This is a genomic window from Methylobacterium ajmalii (genome assembly GCF_016613415.1).
Lineage (GTDB): Bacteria > Pseudomonadota > Alphaproteobacteria > Rhizobiales > Beijerinckiaceae > Methylobacterium > Methylobacterium ajmalii.
Genome location: NZ_JACWCT010000135.1, coordinates 1 through 17,213, shown reverse-complemented (window position 1 = coordinate 17,213; position 17,213 = coordinate 1). Strand labels below are relative to the sequence as shown.

18 protein-coding genes are annotated in these 17,213 nt (G+C 72.5%); 13 read left to right on the top strand and 5 right to left on the bottom strand.

Translation table 11 applies throughout. From position 1 onward, the window contains the following. From HPY23_RS25090 to HPY23_RS25080, 3 genes are all read left to right on the top strand, one after another. Positions 1-796, top strand: a 796-nt coding sequence (locus tag HPY23_RS25090; protein ID WP_210346964.1) for an FIG domain-containing protein, incomplete at its 5' end; no start/stop codon positions are given. Between the two features lie 5 nt (positions 797-801). Continuing rightward, on the top strand, positions 802-1,662 hold the full coding sequence (locus tag HPY23_RS25085) for a phosphoribulokinase (protein ID WP_060849919.1): 861 nt from the start codon (positions 802-804) through the stop codon (positions 1,660-1,662). 103 nt (positions 1,663-1,765) lie between these two features. Continuing rightward, positions 1,766-2,983, top strand: a complete 1,218-nt coding sequence (locus tag HPY23_RS25080) for a sensor histidine kinase (protein WP_200601735.1) — start codon at positions 1,766-1,768, stop codon at positions 2,981-2,983. Positions 2,984-3,093: 110 nt separating this feature from the next. Here HPY23_RS25080 and HPY23_RS25075 read toward each other — a convergent pair whose 3' ends face one another. Next, a complete protein-coding gene (locus HPY23_RS25075) occupies positions 3,094-4,626 on the bottom strand; it encodes a sensor histidine kinase (protein ID WP_060849917.1) in 1,533 nt (510 codons plus the stop codon). A 247-nt stretch (positions 4,627-4,873) separates the two neighbouring features. Here HPY23_RS25075 and HPY23_RS25070 point away from each other — a divergent pair, with 247 nt between their 5' ends. From HPY23_RS25070 to HPY23_RS25045, 6 genes are all read left to right on the top strand, one after another. After that, positions 4,874-5,329: a (2Fe-2S)-binding protein gene (locus HPY23_RS25070; protein ID WP_060849916.1), complete on the top strand. Its 456-nt coding sequence runs from the start codon at positions 4,874-4,876 to the stop codon at positions 5,327-5,329. Between the two features lie 13 nt (positions 5,330-5,342). After that, entirely contained in the window at positions 5,343-7,562 is a 2,220-nt protein-coding gene (locus HPY23_RS25065; RefSeq protein ID WP_091887883.1) for a xanthine dehydrogenase family protein molybdopterin-binding subunit, read from the top strand. A gap of 40 nt (positions 7,563-7,602) precedes the next feature. Beyond that, positions 7,603-8,289, top strand: coding sequence for a uracil-DNA glycosylase family protein (locus HPY23_RS25060; RefSeq protein ID WP_091887935.1), 687 nt, complete (start codon positions 7,603-7,605; stop codon positions 8,287-8,289). A gap of 57 nt (positions 8,290-8,346) precedes the next feature. Next, the gene (pyrF, locus tag HPY23_RS25055; RefSeq protein ID WP_060849913.1) at positions 8,347-9,057 is read left to right on the top strand and encodes an orotidine-5'-phosphate decarboxylase; all 711 of its coding nucleotides are present in this window, start codon (positions 8,347-8,349) and stop codon (positions 9,055-9,057) included. A gap of 130 nt (positions 9,058-9,187) precedes the next feature. After that, positions 9,188-9,499 (top strand): DUF1330 domain-containing protein, encoded by a 312-nt coding sequence (locus HPY23_RS25050; RefSeq protein ID WP_060849912.1) that lies wholly within the window; start codon positions 9,188-9,190, stop codon positions 9,497-9,499. 138 nt (positions 9,500-9,637) lie between these two features. Further along, on the top strand, positions 9,638-9,835 hold the full coding sequence (locus tag HPY23_RS25045; protein ID WP_091887885.1) for a hypothetical protein: 198 nt from the start codon (positions 9,638-9,640) through the stop codon (positions 9,833-9,835). 77 nt (positions 9,836-9,912) lie between these two features. On the opposite strand, the gene rpsD is transcribed toward HPY23_RS25045, so the two are convergent. The 3 genes from rpsD to murI all read right to left on the bottom strand — a co-directional run bounded on the left by rpsD (position 9,913) and on the right by murI (position 12,488). Then, positions 9,913-10,530, bottom strand: coding sequence for a 30S ribosomal protein S4 (gene rpsD, locus HPY23_RS25040; protein ID WP_048430210.1), 618 nt, complete (start codon positions 10,528-10,530; stop codon positions 9,913-9,915). A 259-nt stretch (positions 10,531-10,789) separates the two neighbouring features. Then, positions 10,790-11,611, bottom strand: a complete 822-nt coding sequence (locus HPY23_RS25035; RefSeq protein WP_244537614.1) for an alpha/beta hydrolase — start codon at positions 11,609-11,611, stop codon at positions 10,790-10,792. 10 nt (positions 11,612-11,621) lie between these two features. Next, positions 11,622-12,488, bottom strand: coding sequence for a glutamate racemase (gene murI, locus HPY23_RS25030; protein ID WP_060849910.1), 867 nt, complete (start codon positions 12,486-12,488; stop codon positions 11,622-11,624). A gap of 197 nt (positions 12,489-12,685) precedes the next feature. Here murI and egtB point away from each other — a divergent pair, with 197 nt between their 5' ends. From egtB to HPY23_RS25010, 4 genes are all read left to right on the top strand, one after another. Next, entirely contained in the window at positions 12,686-13,951 is a 1,266-nt protein-coding gene (gene egtB, locus HPY23_RS25025) for an ergothioneine biosynthesis protein EgtB (protein ID WP_091887887.1), read from the top strand. Between the two features lie 86 nt (positions 13,952-14,037). Then, complete coding sequence (gene egtD / locus HPY23_RS25020) at positions 14,038-15,027, top strand: L-histidine N(alpha)-methyltransferase (protein WP_060849908.1); 990 nt, start codon at positions 14,038-14,040, stop codon at positions 15,025-15,027. 7 nt (positions 15,028-15,034) lie between these two features. Further along, positions 15,035-15,736, top strand: coding sequence for a vWA domain-containing protein (locus HPY23_RS25015; RefSeq protein ID WP_091887888.1), 702 nt, complete (start codon positions 15,035-15,037; stop codon positions 15,734-15,736). 44 nt (positions 15,737-15,780) lie between these two features. Next, positions 15,781-16,536, top strand: coding sequence for a DnaJ domain-containing protein (locus HPY23_RS25010; protein WP_175539997.1), 756 nt, complete (start codon positions 15,781-15,783; stop codon positions 16,534-16,536). A 334-nt stretch (positions 16,537-16,870) separates the two neighbouring features. On the opposite strand, the gene HPY23_RS25005 is transcribed toward HPY23_RS25010, so the two are convergent. Further along, positions 16,871-17,213 (bottom strand): SPOR domain-containing protein (locus HPY23_RS25005; RefSeq protein ID WP_200649692.1); only part of this gene is annotated, 343 nt, incomplete at its 5' end.

Sequence of the window (17,213 nt, the reverse complement as noted above, 5' to 3'; positions counted from 1 at the left end):
GGACGCACTCCCGGGCAGCCCCGAGGGCATGGCCCGGCGACTGTTCGCGGAGGCGCTGCGCGAGGCCGACGTCGCGGCGATCGCCTGGCCCGACCGGGAGGAGCCCGAGCCGCATCGGCGCGGCGCCGCCCTCGTCCTCGCGCTCGACCCCCTCGAAGGGGCCGACGACCTCGACGGCGGCATGCCGGCGGGCACGATCTTCTCGCTGCGCCCGGCCGGCGCCGACCCGGCTTGCGCCTTCCGGGCGCCCGGCCGCACGCAGGTGGCCGCGGGCTTCGTCACCTACGGGCCGCGCACCCTGCTGACCCTGACCGACGGCACCGCGACCACGTCCCGGATCCTCGACCCGCAGAGCGGCGCCTTCCGGCCGCCGGTCTCACTGCGCGTCCGGGAGACGAGCCCCCGGGGCGGGCCCGACGCCCCGCGCCGGAGCGACGAGGCACCGGTCGGCTGGACCTCGCTGATGGCCTCGCTCTCGGCGGGCGCGCAGCGGGTGCTGACCCATGGCGGGCTGCATCTGCGCCCGGCCGACATGGGCCACGACCGCGATGCCGGCGGCGTACGCCTCGTCCACGCCGCCGCCCCGGTCGCCCTGGCGATCGAGGCGGCCGGCGGCACCGCCAGCGACGGGCGCGGCCGGGCGATCCTCGACCTCGCCACCGACGACCTGCAACGGCGGACGCCGCTGGCCGTCGGCTCGCCCCGGGAGGTGGCGAGCCTGCTGCGCCGGCTCGATGCCGACCGCGACGCCGGCGGTTCGCCGCTCTTCGCCCCCCGCGGCCTGCTGCGGGCCTGACCGGCGTGTCGGCCCTCCACCCCATCGTGTCGGTGACCGGCTCGTCCGGCTCCGGTACCACCTCGGTGCGCAACACCTTCGAGCAGATCTTCCGCCGCGAGGGCGTCGAGGCGGCCTTCATCGAGGGCGACGCCTTCCACGCCTTCGACCGCGCGCAGATGCGGGAGGCGATGGCCCGCGAGCCGACCCTGAGCCATTTCGGCGAGCGGGCGAACCTGCTCCCCGAGCTCGAGGCGGTCTTTCGCGAGTACGGCGCGACCGGCCGAGGCCGCACCCGGCACTACCTGCACGATGCCGAGGACGCCGCCCGCTTCGGGGGCGAGCCCGGCACCTTCACGCCCTGGGAGGAGTTCGCCGAAGGATCGGAGCTGCTGTTCTACGAGGGCCTGCACGGCGCCCTGGTCAGCGAGACGCTCGACATCGCCGCGCATGCCGACCTGAAGATCGGCGTGGTGCCGGTGATCAACCTCGAATGGATCCAGAAGCTCCACCGCGACAAGGCCGCCCGCGGCTACTCGACCGAGGCGGTGACCGACGTGATCCTGCGGCGGATGCCCGACTACGTCACCACCATCTGCCCGCAATTCACCAACACCGACATCAACTTCCAGCGCATCCCGACGGTCGACACCTCGAATCCCTTCATCGCCCGCTGGATCCCGACCGCCGACGAGTCGATGGTGGTGATCCGCTTCCGCGACCCCAAGGGCATCGACTTCCCCTACCTGATCTCGATGATCGCCGGCAGCTTCATGTCGCGGGCGAACTCGGTGGTGATCCCCGGCGGCAAGCTCGACCTGGCGATGCAGCTGATCCTCACACCGATGATCCTCAGGCTGGTGGAGCGCCGGCGCCGGCTCCTCTAACAGCCCGACGGCTCGGCTTGTGCTCCGGGCAGGATGGCGTAAGAGTCCGGCCGTCCGACGTGCCTTGAGGGAAAGGCACCCCGAGTTGCGAGAGTCCCGGCGTATGGCGAGTGACGGGTCGAACCGTGAGGCGCACGAAGCCGGAAGCGGCCGGGCGGAGCTTCCGTACCGGCTGCGGCAGCAGGCGCTGATGGGCGCCTTCGCCCGCATGGCGCTCCAGACCCGGGACCTCGACGCGCTGCTGAAGCGCGCCAGCGAGCTCTGCGCCGAGGGCCTCGCCGCCCCGTGCTGCCAGGTGCTGGAATACCGCGCCCGCGACCATGCCTTCGTCATCCGGGCCTGCACCGGCCTGCCGGCGGCCCTCGTCGGGACCGACCTCTCGGCCGCCGACGAGGCGACGCCGGCGGCCTATGCCTACCGCACCGGGGCGGGCGTGCTCGCCAACGGCATTCCGGTCGGGGCGAGCGGGGCGCAGGGCGAGGCGCGCTTCCACCTGCCGGGAGCGCTCGCGCCCGCCGGCACCCGCCACGCGGTCAACGTGCCGATCGCGCTCGGCGACGAGAGCCGGCGCGCCTACGGCGTGCTCGAGGCCTGGGGGAGCGAGGGGCACGGCTTCGACCGCGCCGACCAGGAATTCCTCGCCGGCTTCGCCGGGCTGATCGGCATCGCGGTCGAGCGTCACCAGGGCGATGCGCGCCTGCGCGACGCCCTCGACCACCAGGTCGAGCTCACCCGGGAGATGAGCCACCGGGTCAAGAACAGCCTCGGCGTCGTGGCCGGCCTGCTGCGGCTCCAGGCCCGCGACGCCGGCACCGACGAGATCCGCCACGCCCTCGAGGATGCCGGGACCCGCATCGCCACCGTAGCGGAGGTGCACGACCATCTCTGGCGCGGCCTGCACCAGCTCGGCATGGTCGACCTCGCGGCGTTCCTGCGCGAGCTGGTGGCCAAGCTCCAGGGCGAGGCACCGGGCCACGCCCTGACCTGCGAGGCTCAGTCGAAGGTGATCAGCGCCGACCAGGCGATCCCGATCGGGCTCGTGGTGAGCGAGCTGGTGAGCAACGCGGTCAAGTACGCCTACCCGCGGGGGACCGGGCCGGTGCGGGTGAGCCTCGCCGTGCGGGAGGACGGGCTGCACCTGGCCGTGCGCGACGAGGGCGTCGGCCTGCCGCCGGGCTTCGACGTGTCGATGCGCCAGCCGTCCCTCGGCCTCAAGATCATCTGCAGCCTGATCCGCCAGCTCGACGGCCGGCTCGCCACCGAATCCGACGGGCCCGGGGCGCATTTCGTGCTCGACATCCCGCTGGCCCCGGCGGCCTGACGGATCCTGCCGGGCTCCCGCCGGAGCGTCGCCTCAGCGCGGCGCGGCACGCCCGGCAGCGTGGCTCGGACCTCCGATCGCAATTGTCCCAGGACGCCCGCGCCGAGGCGTCACGCCGCCCGCGACGACCGGGCCGGGGCGGCCGGCTCGGCCATGGCCGGCAGCGCGTCCATCACGCGGGCCGCCGGGAAGGTCACGATGACCTCGGTGCCCTCCCGCGGCTGCGACTTCAGCTGGAAGCCGCCGCCATGCAGGTCGACGAGGCCCTTGACGATCGGCAGGCCGAGGCCCGAACCCTGCTCGGCGGTCTTGATCGCCAGCGACCCGCGGCCGAAGGACGACATCACGGTCGGGATCTCGTCCTCGGGAATGCCCGGCCCGGTATCCTTCACGCTGACATACTGGCCGCCCGACGAGGTCCAGCCGACCTTGATCACGATCTCGCCGCCGGGCGGGGTGAACTTGATGGCGTTCGACAGGACGTTGAGGACGATCTGGCGCAAGGCCCGCTCGTCGGCCCAGAGCCGCGGCAGCGACGGGTCGATCATCTCGCGGAAGGTCTGGTTCTTGGCCCGGGCCCGCAGCGCCATCATGTGCCGGCCCTCCTCCACCACGTAGGCGAGCTGCAGGGCCTCCTCGTTCAATTCGTAGCGTCCCGCCTCGATGCGCGAGAGGTCGAGGATCTCGTTGATGAGGTTGAGGAGGTGCAGGCCGCTGTCGTGGATGTCGGTCGAGTATTCCTTGTAGGAGGCGGCCGCGTGGGGGCCGAACACCTCGTTCTTCATCACCTCCGAGAAGCCCAGGATGGCGTTGAGCGGCGTGCGCAGCTCGTGGCTCATCGTGGCGAGGAAGCGCGACTTGGCGAGGTTGGCCTCTTCCGCCCGCCGCCGCGCCTCGTCGGAATTGGCCTTGGCCTGCTCCAGCTCGCCGAAGATCGCGTCCTTCTCGGCCCGCGACTGCAGCGCCGAGACGGTCGAGGCGTGCAGGTGGTTCGACAGGAACAGGAAGAACAGCTGCGCGCAGACCGCCATGCCGACCAGCAGGACGGTCTCGACCTCGCGCGACAGCGCCAGCAGGGTGGCGGTGGCGGCGCAGAGTGGCAGGAGCCCCGCATAGGCCGCGAGCGGCACCGTGGCGGCCAGCATCGTGGTGACGGCGGCGACGATGACCAGCACCACCATCACGTAGGTGCGGGCATTCGCGGCGTCGACCTGGAGCGGCACCAGCACCAGGAGCGCCCAGACGGCGCTCTGGGCGAGCTCGCCGACGATCACCCGGCGGCGCGAGATCCGGAGCGAGAGCCCGTCGGGATCCTGCCGCAGGAAGGAGCGCGACAGGACGGTGTTGACCGCGATCGCCGCGATCGCCGCCGCGCACCAGGCGCTGCTCAGAAGGATCGGGGCCCAGAACGCCGAGGCCGCCGCGACCAGGCACGCGAGTGTCACCAGGGGCAGGAAGGCGCCGCGCCGGTACTGGGCGTAGACGCGCAGCAACTCGTAGTCGAAGGCGCGCTCGAGCCCGATCGACGAGGTCAGCCGCTCGCGCGCGGAACGGACGTCGCGCGCGACCTTGCGCCGCCGGGCCGCCTCCTCCGCCGTCGGGCCGCGCCCGCGCTGGACCATTTGCGCCGTGATCTCGGACATTGAGCTCGGGTCGTGCCGCTCCCTCGCCGCCGCGGACCGCCGGCCGGTCCGGGAGAAGCTCACCGAAAATCGTTAAGGTCCCCCTGCCGAAACCCCACGAAGGCGAGCGAACGGACCGTCCCGCCCTGCCGCTGGGACACGCGAGGAGGGGTGCGCTGGCGCACATCGGCCCCGCTTGCCGGCAGTGCAGGAGCGGCCGACACAAGGCAGGCCTGGAACCATTCCAGCCTCTCGTCGGAAGCGCACGATGACGACACTCACCCTCAACGGCCGGACCTACGAGGTCGAGGCCGATCCCGAGATGCCGCTCCTCTGGGCGATCCGCGACCACCTCAACCTGACCGGCACGAAGTACGGCTGCGGCATCGCGCAGTGCGGCGCCTGCACGGTCCATCTCGACGGCCAGCCGGTGCGCGCGTGCCAGACCCGCCTCGGCGATGTCGGCGCGGCGAAGATCACCACCATCGAGGGGATCTCGGGCCCGGTGGCCGAGGCGGTCCGCACCGCCTGGCGCAAGCTCGACGTCGTGCAGTGCGGCTACTGCCAGTCCGGCCAGATGATGTCGGCGATCGGCCTCCTGTCGGACAACAAGGCGCCGTCCGACGCCGACATCGACGCCGCCATGGACGGCAACGTCTGCCGCTGCGGCACCTACCAGCGCATCCGCGCGGCGATCCACGACGCCGCCCGCTCCCTCGCCTGACCGGGACGCCGCCATGCTGAACTCTCGCATCAAGACGCGCCAAGTCCCCCTCCGGGAAGACGCCGTCACGTCCCGCCGCACCTTCCTGCGCGGCTCCGCCACCGCGGCCGGCGCCCTGGTGATCGGGCTCACCCTCGACCTCAAGGGCGCGCGCGCCGCGGGCGGCCCCGACCTGTCGAAGGCGCCGGCCAAGCCCAATGCCTTCGTGCGCATCGCCGCCGACGACACCGTGACGGTGGTGATCAAGCACCTCGACATGGGCCAGGGCAACACGACGGGCCTCGCCACCATCGTGGCGGAAGAGCTCGACGCCGACTGGGGGCAGATGCGCGCGGTCTTCGCCCCGGCCGATGCCAGCCTCTACAACAACCTCGCCTTCGGCCCGATCCAGGGCACCGGCGGCTCGACCGCGGTGGCGAATTCCTGGATCCAGCTGCGCAAGGCAGGCGCCGCCGCCCGCGCCATGCTGGTCGCGGCCGCCAGCGCCGAGTGGAAGGTGCCGGCCGGCGAGATCACGATCGAGAAGGGCGTGATGCGCCACAAGAGCGGCAAGGAGGGCCGGTTCGGCGCCTTCGCCGCCAAGGCCGCCGTGCAGCCGATCCCCGAGAACCCGGCGCTGAAGGATCCCGCCGCCTTCCGGCTGATCGGCACCACGCTGAAGCGGCTCGATTCCGACGCCAAGACCGATGGCAGCGCAAAGTATGCTCTCGACGTGCGCCGGCCGGGCCAGCTCACGGCGCTGGTCGCCCGCGCGCCGCGCTTCGGCGCGACGCTGAAATCGGTCGACGACACCGCCGCCAAGGCGGTGCCGGGCGTGGTCCAGGTCGTGCGCATCCCGAGCGGCGTCGCGGTCGTGGCGCGCGACACCTGGTCGGCGATGAAGGGCCGCGAGGCCCTGACGCTGACCTGGGACGATGCCGGCGCCGAGCGGCAATCGACGGAATCGCAAGCTGCCGCCTACAAGGCCCTGGCCGACAAGCCCGGCCTCGTCGCCTCGCAGCGCGGCGACGCCGCCGGCGCGATCAAGGGCGCCGCGAAGGTGCTGGAGGCGGAATTCTCCTTCCCCTACCTGGCGCACGCCCCGATGGAGCCCCTCAACGCCACGATCGAGCGGGCGGGCGACGGCTCCTACGACATCTATGCCGGCTCGCAGTTCCAGACGATCGAGCAGGCGGTGGCGGCGGGCATCCTCGGCACCACCGCCGACAAGGTGCGCATCACGACGCTCTGGGCCGGCGGCTCGTTCGGCCGGCGCGCCACGGCGTCCGCCGACTACATCGCCGAGGCCGCCGCGATCCTGAAGGCCACCGGGGAAAAAGCCCCGATCCACCTCGTCTGGACCCGCGAGGACGACATCACCGGCGGCTATTACCGCCCGGCCGCCTATCACCGCATCCGCGCCGGGCTCGACGCCAAGGGCGCGATCACGGGGTGGGAGCACCGCATCGTCGGCAAGTCGATCATCATCGGCACGCCGCTCGAGGCGATGATGGTCAAGGACGGGGTCGACGCCACCACGGTCGAGGGCGCGTCCGACACCCCCTACGCCCTGCCCGCCTACCGGTTCGAGGTCCATAACGCCCGCGAGGGCGTGCCGGTCCTGTGGTGGCGCTCGGTCGGGCACTCCCACACCGCGCAGGCGATGGAGGTGTTCGTCGACGAGCTGGCGCACGCCGCGGGCCAGGATCCGGTCGCCTACCGGCTCGGCCTCCTCAAACAGGCGCCGCGGCTCTCCGCCGCGCTGACCCTGGCGGCCGAGAAGGCGGGCTGGAGCGCCCGCGACCAGAAGCCGGGACGGGGCTACGGCGTCGCCGCACACGAATCCTTCGGCTCCTACGTGGCGATGGTGGCCGACGTGACGGCCGAGGCCGGCAAGGTGAAGGTCAACCGCATCGTCGCGGCGGTCGATGTCGGCGTGGCGGTGAACCCGGACGTCATCCGGGCCCAGGTCGAGGGCGCGGTCGGCTTCGCCCTGTCGTCGGTCCTGCGCAACCGCATCACCTTCAAGGACGGCGAGGTGCAGGAGAAGAACTTCGACACTTACGAGCCGACCCGGATGAGCGAGATGCCGAAGGTCGAGGTCCACATCGTGCCCTCGGCCGCCGCGCCCACCGGCATCGGCGAGCCCGGCGTCCCGGTGCTGGCCCCGGCGATCGCGAACGCGGTCTTCGCCGCCACCGGCCAGCGCCTGCGCTCGCTGCCGCTCGACGTCGCGGGCCTCCGCGGCGTGTGATCGCGCACCACACGTTTAACCCCTGCCCTATATGGTGGGCATGACTTCCAGTTTTGGACCCGAGACGACTTCAGGGTGCGGCGCGAGCCGCACCCTTTTTTCATCCGCGCCGGACTTCGCCGAGACGGCCGCGCGGGTGCGCGCCTGCCGGCTGTGCCGCGAGGCGCCGCGCCACGGCCCGCCGCTTCCGGTCGAGCCCCGTCCGATCGTGCAGGGCACGGCGCGCGCCCGGATCTGCATCGCCAGCCAGGCCCCGGGCAACCGGGCGTTCCTGAGCGGCATCCCGTTCCAGGACCCTTCCGGCAAGCGCCTGCGCGAGTGGCTCGGCCTCGACGAGCCGGCCTTCTACGATCCCGACCTGATCGCGATCGTCCCGATGGGCGCCTGCTTTCCCGGCCACGATTCCAAGGGCGGAGACCTGCCGCCGCGGCGCGAATGCGCCGAGACCTGGCGCGCGCCGCTGCTCGCCGGCCTGCCGAACCTCCAACTGGTGCTGCTGATCGGCCAGTACGCACAGGCCTGGCATCTCGGCCGCCGGCCCGGCGGCCTCACCGAGACGGTCGCGGGCTGGCGCGAGATCTTTTCCGAGTCTCGACGCCCCCGCCTGCTGCCCCTGCCCCACCCGTCCTGGCGCAACACCCCGTGGCTGAAGAAGCACCCGTGGTTCGAGGCCGAGCTGCTGCCGGTGCTGCGGGCGGAGGTGGCGCGACTCGCCGGCCGGGGTTGATTCCGACCCGGACCCGTGATGGGTGCGCACGTTTGTCCCTTGCGTGACGGAGGTCCCGTGCCCGAGCCCATCAGCCCCCGCGACCGCCTGATCGTCGCCCTCGACATGGCCAGCACCGACGAGGCCGAGCGGCTGATCGCGCGGATCGGCGACGCGGCGAGCTTCTACAAGATCGGCTACCGCCTCGGCTATGCCGGCGGCCTCGCGCTGGCCGAGCGGCTGGTCCGGGACGGGCACAAGGTCTTCCTCGACCTCAAGCTGCACGACATCGGCAACACCGTCGAGGAGGGCGTGCAGTCGCTGGCCGGGATCGGCGCCACCTTCCTCACCGTGCACGCCTATCCGCAGACCATGCGGGCGGCCGCCGCCGGGCGCGACAAGGCGGGGACGGGCCTGAAGATCCTCGGCGTGACGGTGCTCACCTCCTACGACGACGCGGATGCCCGCGAGGCCGGCTACGCCTCGAGCGTCGCCGATCTCGTCGCCGCCCGGGCGGCGGCGGCCGGCGCGATCGGCATCGACGGCATCGTCTGCTCGGCGGCGGAAGCGCCGCAGGTCCGGGCGATCCTCGGGCCCGACCGGCTGATCGTCACCCCGGGCATCCGGCCGGCCGGGGCCGAGATCGGCGACCAGAAGCGGGTCGTGACCCCGGCCGAGGCGATGCGGGCCGGCGTCGACCACGTCGTGGTCGGACGGCCCATCACCGGAGCTGCCGACCCCCGCGACGTCGCCCGCCGCATCGTCGACGAGATGGCGGCGGCGCTCTGAGCAGACTTGCGTTGGCAAGCCAACGCTTCGCTCGCTCAGGTTCTTGTTTCGCCGTAGATTTTATCGAAAAACCGGCTGCCACTTTTGCGAAATCTGCTTAGAGTACAAGCAACGACAAGGGAGGAACCGCATGGCGAAGGGATACTGGGTCGGCCGAGTCGACGTCTCGAACCCCGAGGCCTATAAGAACTACGTCGCGGCCAACGGCGCCGCCTTTGCCAAGTTCGGCGGGCGCTTCCTCGTCCGCGGCGGCGCCTTCGAGGCGGTGAGCGGCACGAGCCGGGCCCGCAACGTGGTCATCGAGTTCCCGAGCCACGACCAGGCGCTCGCCTGCTGGAACTCGCCGGAGTACCAGGCCGCCCGCGCCAAGCAGGAGGGCGGCGCCGAGATCGACCTGATCGTGATCGAGGGCTACGACGGCCCGCAGCCGGGCGCCTCGTGACCCGAGGGCCGTGACATGGGGCGTCCCGCCTCCGGGACGCCTTGACCGTCGGGGGCGGCGCGCCACCTCGCGATGGTCCGCGCGAGGCGGCGGACGGATACCCCTACCCCACCCGACACGCGAGGCGCCGCGCCGGCCATGACGGAAACCGGGACATCGGGCTGGCGCAGGGTCCTGCGCCTCCTCCTCACAGCGGTGCCGCCCCTCGTCGGGATCGTGCTGATCGGGCAGGCCGTGGTGGCCTCGATCGGCGGCGACATCCGCCGCTGGGAATTCGTCCTCGGGGCCGTGTGCCTCTGCCTGACCTTCGCCGGGCGGCTGGTGCCGGAGGAATAGGCGCGAAAACAGAAAAGCCGCCCTCGCGGGCGGCTTTCCAGAATTTCGCCAGGGTCTCGGTTCCTGTCGTCGCGCGATCAGCGCGAGTAGAACTCGATGACCAGGTTCGGCTCCATCTGCACCGGGTACGGGACCTCGGACAGGGTCGGCACGCGGGTCATGCGCGCGGTCATCTTGCCGTGGTCGACCTCGATGTAGTCGGGAACGTCGCGCTCGGCGAGCTGGCTCGCCACGAGGACGATCTCGAGCTGCTTGGACGACTCCTTGATCTCGATCACGTCGTCCGGCTTCACGAGGTAGCTCGGGATGTTGACGCGGACGCCGTTCACCCGGATGTGGCCGTGGTTCACGAACTGGCGGGCGGCGAACGGGGTCGCCACGAACTTCGAGCGGTAGACCACCGCGTCGAGGCGGCGCTCGAGCAGGCCGACCAGGTTCTCGCCCGAGTCGCCGCGCAGGCGGATCGCCTCGGCGTAGTAGCGGCGGAACTGCTTCTCGGTGATGTTGCCGTAGTAGCCCTTGAGCTTCTGCTTGGCGCGCAGCTGCGTGCCGAAGTCGGACATCTTGCCCTTGCGGCGCTGGCCGTGCTGGCCCGGGCCGTACTCGCGGCGGTTCACGGGGCTCTTCGGGCGGCCCCAGATGTTCTGGCCCATACGGCGATCGAGCTTGTGCTTCGCCTGAACGCGTTTCGACATCGCGTATCCTCTTAGATCTGCATCACGTTAAGAGAGGAACGCGCCCTCCTCCCCCCGGAACCGGGGCGACAGAGCGGCCGTGACGAGCCGCTCGCGGGTGCGCAAAATGCCGCGGGGCCCCAAACCGGAGCCCCGCGAACGAGGGGCTCTTAGGCGACGAAGCGTCCGGGGTCAACCCTCGGGGGTCTCTGTCATTCCCCGGGGCGCGGCCGGAACCGCACCTCGCTCTCATGGGCGCGGCCGGAACCGCACCTCGCTCTCATGGGCGCGGCCGGAACCGCGCTTCGGCCTCGCCGTCGCGCACGCCCAGGATCGAGACGTGGTCGCCCGGCAGCGCCACGAAGTCGGCGCCCGCGATCCGGGCGAGGCGCGCGCCGTACTTTTCCGGGATCACCGGGTCGGCGTCGCCGTGGACGATCAGGACCGGGACGGCGACCGCCGCGATCGCCCGGTCGGAGCGCCAGGTATCGGCGAGCAGGCCCGCCGGCAGGAGGCGGAAATGGTGCCGGGCCATCGCGGTCATCGAGTCGAACGGCGCCTCGAGGTAGAGGCCGAGCACGCCCGCCGCCCCGGCCCGGGCCGCGACCGCCACCGCGACCGCCGCGCCGAGGGAGTGGCCGTGCAGCAGCACCGGCGCCCCGGGCGCGCGCCGTCGCGCCTCGGCCAGCGCCGCGAGGCCGTCGGCGATCAGGCCGGCCTCGCTCGGGCGCCCGGTCGAGCCCGGATAGCCGCGATAGGCCGGCGCCATCACGCCCCAGCCGTGGCGGCGCCAGGGTCCGGCCATGAAGCGCTCGGCGTGCCATTCCGGCAGCGAGGCGTTGCCGTGGAAGGTGACCACGACGCCCGCGCCCGGCGCCGGGGCCAGCCACAGGGCGCGCAGGCGCTCGCCATCGGGCGTCGCGATCGCGACCGTCCCGGCTTCCGGCGGCAGGCGCGCCCCGGTCACCGGCACCGGGCCGCCCTGGCCCGGATAGAGCAGACTACGCTGGAACCACCAGAACGCCGCCACCACGGCGCCGTAGAGGGCCAGCAGCGCGAGGGCGAGGCCGCCCGCGACCCATACCGCCTGCCGCAGGCTCACCCGCTTCGTCTCACTGCAGCACGAGCGGCATCGCCTCGAGGGCGACGTCGGCGATGCCGCGCTCGCCGAGAGCCGCCCGCAGGGCCGGGGTCAGCCGGGCGCCGCTGGTGAAGGTGGCGAGGATCGGCCCCGGGATCTCGTCGCGGCTCGGCTGGCCGAGGAGCTGCACCATGCGCCGGGCCACCGCCGGGGCGGGGTCGATCCAGGTCACCGGCCAGGGGGCGATGCGCGCGTAGCGGGCGAGCAGCAGCGGGTAATGCGTGCAGCCCAGCACCACCACGTCGGTCCGCCCCGCCGGCGTCTCGACGAAGCAGGGGGCGATCTCGGCGAGCACGTCCTCGTCGGCGACCGGAAGGCCCGACAGCTCCGCCTCCGCGAGGGCGGCGAGCCCGGTCGCGCCGACGAGCGTCACCGCGCAGGCCCCCGCATAGGTCTCGATCAGGTCGCGGGTGTATTCCCGCCTCACCGTCCCGGGGGTCGCCAGCACGCTGACGAGGCCCGACCGGGTCGCGGTCGCGGCGGGCTTGATCGCCGGCACGGTGCCGACGAACGGCACGGCGAACCGCCCGCGCAGGGCCGGCAGCACCAGGGTGGTCATGGTGTTGCAGGCGATCACCACGAGGTCCGGCGCGTGGAGCGCGATCAGCCGTTCCATCACGGCGAGCACGCGGGACAGGACCACGTCCTCGGGCAGGGCGCCGTACGGGAAGGCGGCGTCGTCGGCGGCGTAGACGAGCTTCGCGTCGGGCCGGGCGCGGCGCACCTCGGCCAGCACCGTGAGGCCGCCGAGGCCGGAATCGAAGACGAGGACCACCGGCGCGCGGGTGAAGGGCGCCAGGGGCGCCGCAGCCGTGCCGGCCATCAGATCGAACCGCATGGGGGTGTGACCGAGAGGCAGATGAGAGGTTGCCGGCGAGAGTCCGGCGCGATCGTTAAGGCTTGGTCACTGCGGCGGCAAAAAGGCCCCGCTTCTCCCATAGCCCACAAGCTGCGCGGTAACGCCGCGCCGGAGAAACGAGTTCCCCGGTTCCGCGTTGAGCGTGGGCAATCCGTCTACGCATGAGGGAAGATCCGATGGCAGCGACCGCGACCGCGCAGGCCCGAGAGGAAGTCCCCGTTGCGCGTCCCGCGTTCCCCCCACCCCCCGCCACCGCCCGGCCGATCGACCGCGACGCCTGGATCGCGGCGTTCCGCCACGTCCGCGACGAGACCGAGCGCCGCGCCGCGCCGCTCTCGCCGGAGGACCAGCAGGTCCAGTCGATGGCGGATGCGAGCCCGACCAAGTGGCACCGCGCGCACACGACCTGGTTCTTCGAGCAGTTCCTGCTCCAGCCGATGGTGACGGGCTACACGGTCTTCGACGAGCGCTTCTTCTACCTGTTCAACTCGTACTACGTGCAGGCGGGCCCGCGCGCGCCGCGGATCAGCCGCGGCCTCGTCACCCGGCCGACCTGCGACGAGGTCGCGGCCTACCGCGCCCATGTCGACCGCGCCGTCGCGGCCCTGATCGCCGAGGCGCCGGCCGACAAGCTCGCCGAGATCGTCGCCACCCTGGAGATCGGCCTGCACCACGAGCAGCAGCACCAGGAGCTGATGCTCACCGACATCCTGCACGCCTTCGCGCAGAACCCCCTCCTGCCGGCCTACGACGAATCCTGGCGCTGGCCGGCCCTGTCGCAGCGCCCCGGCACGGTGGCGCTCGACGGCGGCGTGACGCAGATGGGGCATGCGGGCGAGGGCTTCCACTTCGACAACGAGGAGCCGCGCCACGACGTGCTGCTGCGGCCGGTCGGGCTGTCGCGCGCCCTCGTCACCAACGGCGAGTGGCTCGAATTCATGCAGGACGGCGGCTACGCCAAGGCCGAGCTGTGGCTCTCCGACGGATTCGTCGCCGCGCAGAGCGAAGGCTGGGAGGCGCCGGGCTACTGGCGCCAGCGCGACGGCGTGTGGTCGAGCATGACGCTCGCCGGGCTGAAGCCCGTCGATCCGGCCCTGCCGGTGACCCATGTCAGCTACTACGAGGCCGACGCCTTCGCCCGCTGGGCCGGGCGCGACCTGCCGACGGAGGCCGAGTGGGAGGCCGCCAGCGGCTCGCTCGACGCCGCCTTCGGCCATGTCTGGCAATGGACCCGCAGCGCCTATTCCGCCTACCCGGGCTACCGGCCGCTGCCGGGTGCGCTCGGCGAGTACAACGGCAAGTTCATGGTCAGCCAGTTCGTGCTGCGCGGGGCCTCGGTGGCGACGCCGGAAGGCCACAGCCGGCCGACCTACCGCAACTTCTTCTATCCCCACCAGCGCTGGCAGTTCACCGGCCTGCGTCTATCTCACTACGGCGCGTGAGGCACGGCCGGAGCGACCTCGATCTGGATCTGCCTCGACACGGGCCTTCCCCGGGAGGCCCGCCCGACCTTCGGAGTTTGACGCCCGTGAACGCCCCGCTTCCCCACCTCGCGCCGAGCGCCTCCCTCGACGACACCGCCGACAAGGGCTTCCTGCGGGATGTGCTCGCGGGCCTCGGCGCCCCGCACAAGCACCTCTCGGCGAAGTACTTCTACGACCGGCGCGGCTCGGAGCTGTTCGAGGCGATCACCCGCCTGCCGGAATACTACCCGACCCGCACCGAGCTCGCGATCCTCGACCGGTACGGTCCCGAGATCGCCGCCGGCCTTCCGCCCGGCGCGGCGCTGGTCGAGTTCGGCAGCGGCTCCACCACCAAGGTGCGCCGGCTGCTGCCCCATCTCGGCGACCTCTCCGCCTACGTGCCGGTCGACGTCTCGGAGGAGTTCCTGCGCAGCGAGGCGGAGGAGCTCTGCCGCGACTTCCCGCGCCTGCGCGTCGAGCCGGTGGCGGCGGACTTCACCAAGCCGTTCCCCCTGCCCGACGACCTCGCCGAGGCGCCGAAGGCCGGCTTCTTCCCGGGCTCGACGATCGGCAACTTCGAGCCCGACGCGGCGGCTGGCCTGCTCGGCAGCTTCGCCCGCACGCTCGGGGCCGGCGCGACGCTCATCGTCGGCATCGACCTCGTCAAGGAGAAGGCGGTGCTGGACGCCGCCTACGACGACGAAGCCCAGGTCACGGCGGCCTTCAACCTCAACCTCCTCACCCGCATCAACCGCGAGCTTGGGGCGGATTTCGACCTCGACGCCTTCGCGCACCACGCCTTCTTCGACGAGAACCTGGGGCGGATCGAGATGCACCTGGTGAGCCGGCGCAGCCAGCTCGTCACGGTGGCGGGGGTGCCGTTCCACTTCGCCTCCGGCGAGACGATCCACACCGAGAACAGCTACAAGTACACGGTGCCGGGCTTCCGGGCGCTCGCCCGCCGGGCCGGCTGGGAGCACACCCGGGTCTGGACCGACGAGGACGGCCTGTTCTCGGTCCACGCGCTGACCGCCTCCACCATCCGGCGGCACTGAGCGCGCGATGGGCGGGTCCGGCCGCGACCTCGACGGCGCGCGGTCGGCCGCGGTCGACGCCTTCCTGGAGACGGCCCGGCAGGTCGCCGCGCCGGCCGGCGACGCGCCGCGGCTGGTCTTCGCCCTCGACGCGACGATGAGCCGGCAGCCGACCTGGGACCTCGCCTGCGCGGTCCAGGCCGGGATGTTCGAGGCCACCGCCCGGCTCGGCGGGCTCGCCGTGCAGCTCGTCTACTTCCGCGGGCTCTCCGAGTGCCGGGCCTCGCGCTTCGTCGCGGATGCGCGGGCGCTCACCGGGCTGATGCAGGGCGTGACCTGCCAGGGCGGACACACCCAGATCGGCCGGGTGCTGCGCCACGCCCGCAACCTCGCCGGCCGCGAGCCGGTCAAGGCGCTGGTGCTGGTCGGCGACGCGGTCGAGGAGGCGCCGGACGACCTCTGCGCCGTGGCCGGCGAGCTCGGGCTGCTCGGGCTGCCCGCCTTCTGCTTCCACGAAGGACCGGACCCCGATGCCGCCGCGGTGTTTGCCGAGATCGCGCGCCTGAGCGGCGGGGCCTTCGCCCGGTTCGACGCCGGCGCGCCCGATGTCCTCGCCGCGCTGCTGCGCGCCGCAGCCATCTTCGCCACCCGGGGACTCGACGGATTGCGCCTCGCCGCGCAAGAGGATGCGGCGGCGCGCCGGCTCCTCGCCGGGATGATCGGCGGGTAGGACGGTTCTTCCATGAATCTCGAGACGAAGGTGACGTTGACCGAATGATCGCCCTCGGCCTCGGTGTCCTGGTCCTCGTCGGTCTGTGGTGGCTCGGCCGCCACTACGCGACGGCGAACCCCTCGACGATCGCGCGGGTGATCCGCCAGGCCGGCGGCTGGCTGGCCCTCGCGGCGGCGGCTCTCCTGTTCCTGCGCGGGCGCTTCGACATGGCGGGCGCCCTCGGCCTCGGCGGAGCCTGGCTCCTCGGCTGGCGCCAGGGCGCGGCCCTGCCCTTCGGCCTCGGCAGGATGGGCTTGGGCCGGATGGGCCTGGGCCGGTTCGGTGCCGCCGCCCCGCGGGCGGACGCGGTCTCGCGGGTGCGTTCGGCCATGCTGGAGATGGAGCTCGACCACGCCAGCGGGGCGATGCGCGGCACGGTGCTGGCCGGCACCCTGGCCGGCCAGGCCCTCGACGGGCTGGCGCAGCCGCGCCTCGTCGCCCTGCTCTCCGAGTGCCGCGCGAGCGACCCGGAGGGCGCCCGGCTGCTAGAGGCTTATCTGGACCGCCGGTTTGCCGGATGGCGCGTAGACGCTCAGGCTGACCGAGACCCGCGGCCGGGCGGTCCGGCGCAGCCAGGGCCGATGTCGGAGGAGGAGGCCTATCAGATCCTGGGGCTTCAGCGCGGGGCGCCCCTCGAGGACGTGCGCCGGGCGCACCGGACCTTGATGAAGCGGCTTCACCCGGACCAGGGCGGGTCCGACTACCTGGCGGCCCGCGTCAACGCGGCCAAGGACTTTCTGCTCAACCGACATCGCTGATGCTCCACGCGCGTGTCGACGAAGCCGCGGCAGGAACGCGCCGCGGCGGGGATGTTGTTCGCAGTCTCGACGAGTCCAGCGCGGGATCCCCTCTCCAGGCGATGCCGGGCTTGCCCGGTATCGCTGCAAGGAGAGAGGTAGGGGTGAGGGTGCCACGGTCCTGAGTCAGGCTCCGACCAGTCCGTTACCAGCACGACGCTCGGCGCTTGACACGGTAGCGTGTCACCCTCACGCGGGATCTTCGATCCCCCGGCCCCTCTCCCAAACGGGAGAGGGGGACCCGCGTCTTTTCCTGTTTCGTCTCGGCCCTTCCGGAGAGAAGGGAATCCCCGTCCTAGCTCCGGGTCGCGAAGCAGGTGAAGCCGTTGCGCTTGAGCGCCTTGCAGGCGTCCTGCGCGGCCTCCGCCTCCGAGAAGCCGGAGAACCGGGCGCGGAACAGCGTGGTGCCGCCATGGGTCACCCGCTCGGTGAAGGGCGCGGCCTTGCCGAGCGCGCCGCCGCTGCGCTGGCGCGCCTCGGCGAGCATCGACTTGGCCTTGCCCTCGTCGTCCATGGCGCCGAGCTGGATCACCCAGGGCGAGACCGTGACGGGCTTGGCCGCGGGCGCCGCGGCCTCGCGCGGGGCGGGCGCGGACGCGCGGGCCTCGCCCGGCTCGGCGGTCGGCAGGCGCGAGGCG

Coding starts and splice junctions, on each gene's coding strand:
- HPY23_RS25060 (WP_091887935.1), top strand. CDS start 7,603: ATGACTTCCAGTTTTGGACCCGAGACGACTTCAGGGTGCGGCGCGAGC.
- murI (WP_060849910.1), bottom strand. CDS start 12,488: ATGCGGTTCGATCTGATGGCCGGCACGGCTGCGGCGCCCCTGGCGCCC.
- rpsD (WP_048430210.1), bottom strand. CDS start 10,530: ATGTCGAAACGCGTTCAGGCGAAGCACAAGCTCGATCGCCGTATGGGC.
- HPY23_RS25080 (WP_200601735.1), top strand. CDS start 1,766: ATGGCGAGTGACGGGTCGAACCGTGAGGCGCACGAAGCCGGAAGCGGC.
- HPY23_RS25015 (WP_091887888.1), top strand. CDS start 15,035: ATGGGCGGGTCCGGCCGCGACCTCGACGGCGCGCGGTCGGCCGCGGTC.
- egtB (WP_091887887.1), top strand. CDS start 12,686: ATGGCAGCGACCGCGACCGCGCAGGCCCGAGAGGAAGTCCCCGTTGCG.
- HPY23_RS25045 (WP_091887885.1), top strand. CDS start 9,638: ATGACGGAAACCGGGACATCGGGCTGGCGCAGGGTCCTGCGCCTCCTC.
- HPY23_RS25050 (WP_060849912.1), top strand. CDS start 9,188: ATGGCGAAGGGATACTGGGTCGGCCGAGTCGACGTCTCGAACCCCGAG.
- HPY23_RS25075 (WP_060849917.1), bottom strand. CDS start 4,626: ATGTCCGAGATCACGGCGCAAATGGTCCAGCGCGGGCGCGGCCCGACG.
- HPY23_RS25065 (WP_091887883.1), top strand. CDS start 5,343: ATGCTGAACTCTCGCATCAAGACGCGCCAAGTCCCCCTCCGGGAAGAC.
- HPY23_RS25010 (WP_175539997.1), top strand. CDS start 15,781: ATGATCGCCCTCGGCCTCGGTGTCCTGGTCCTCGTCGGTCTGTGGTGG.
- HPY23_RS25070 (WP_060849916.1), top strand. CDS start 4,874: ATGACGACACTCACCCTCAACGGCCGGACCTACGAGGTCGAGGCCGAT.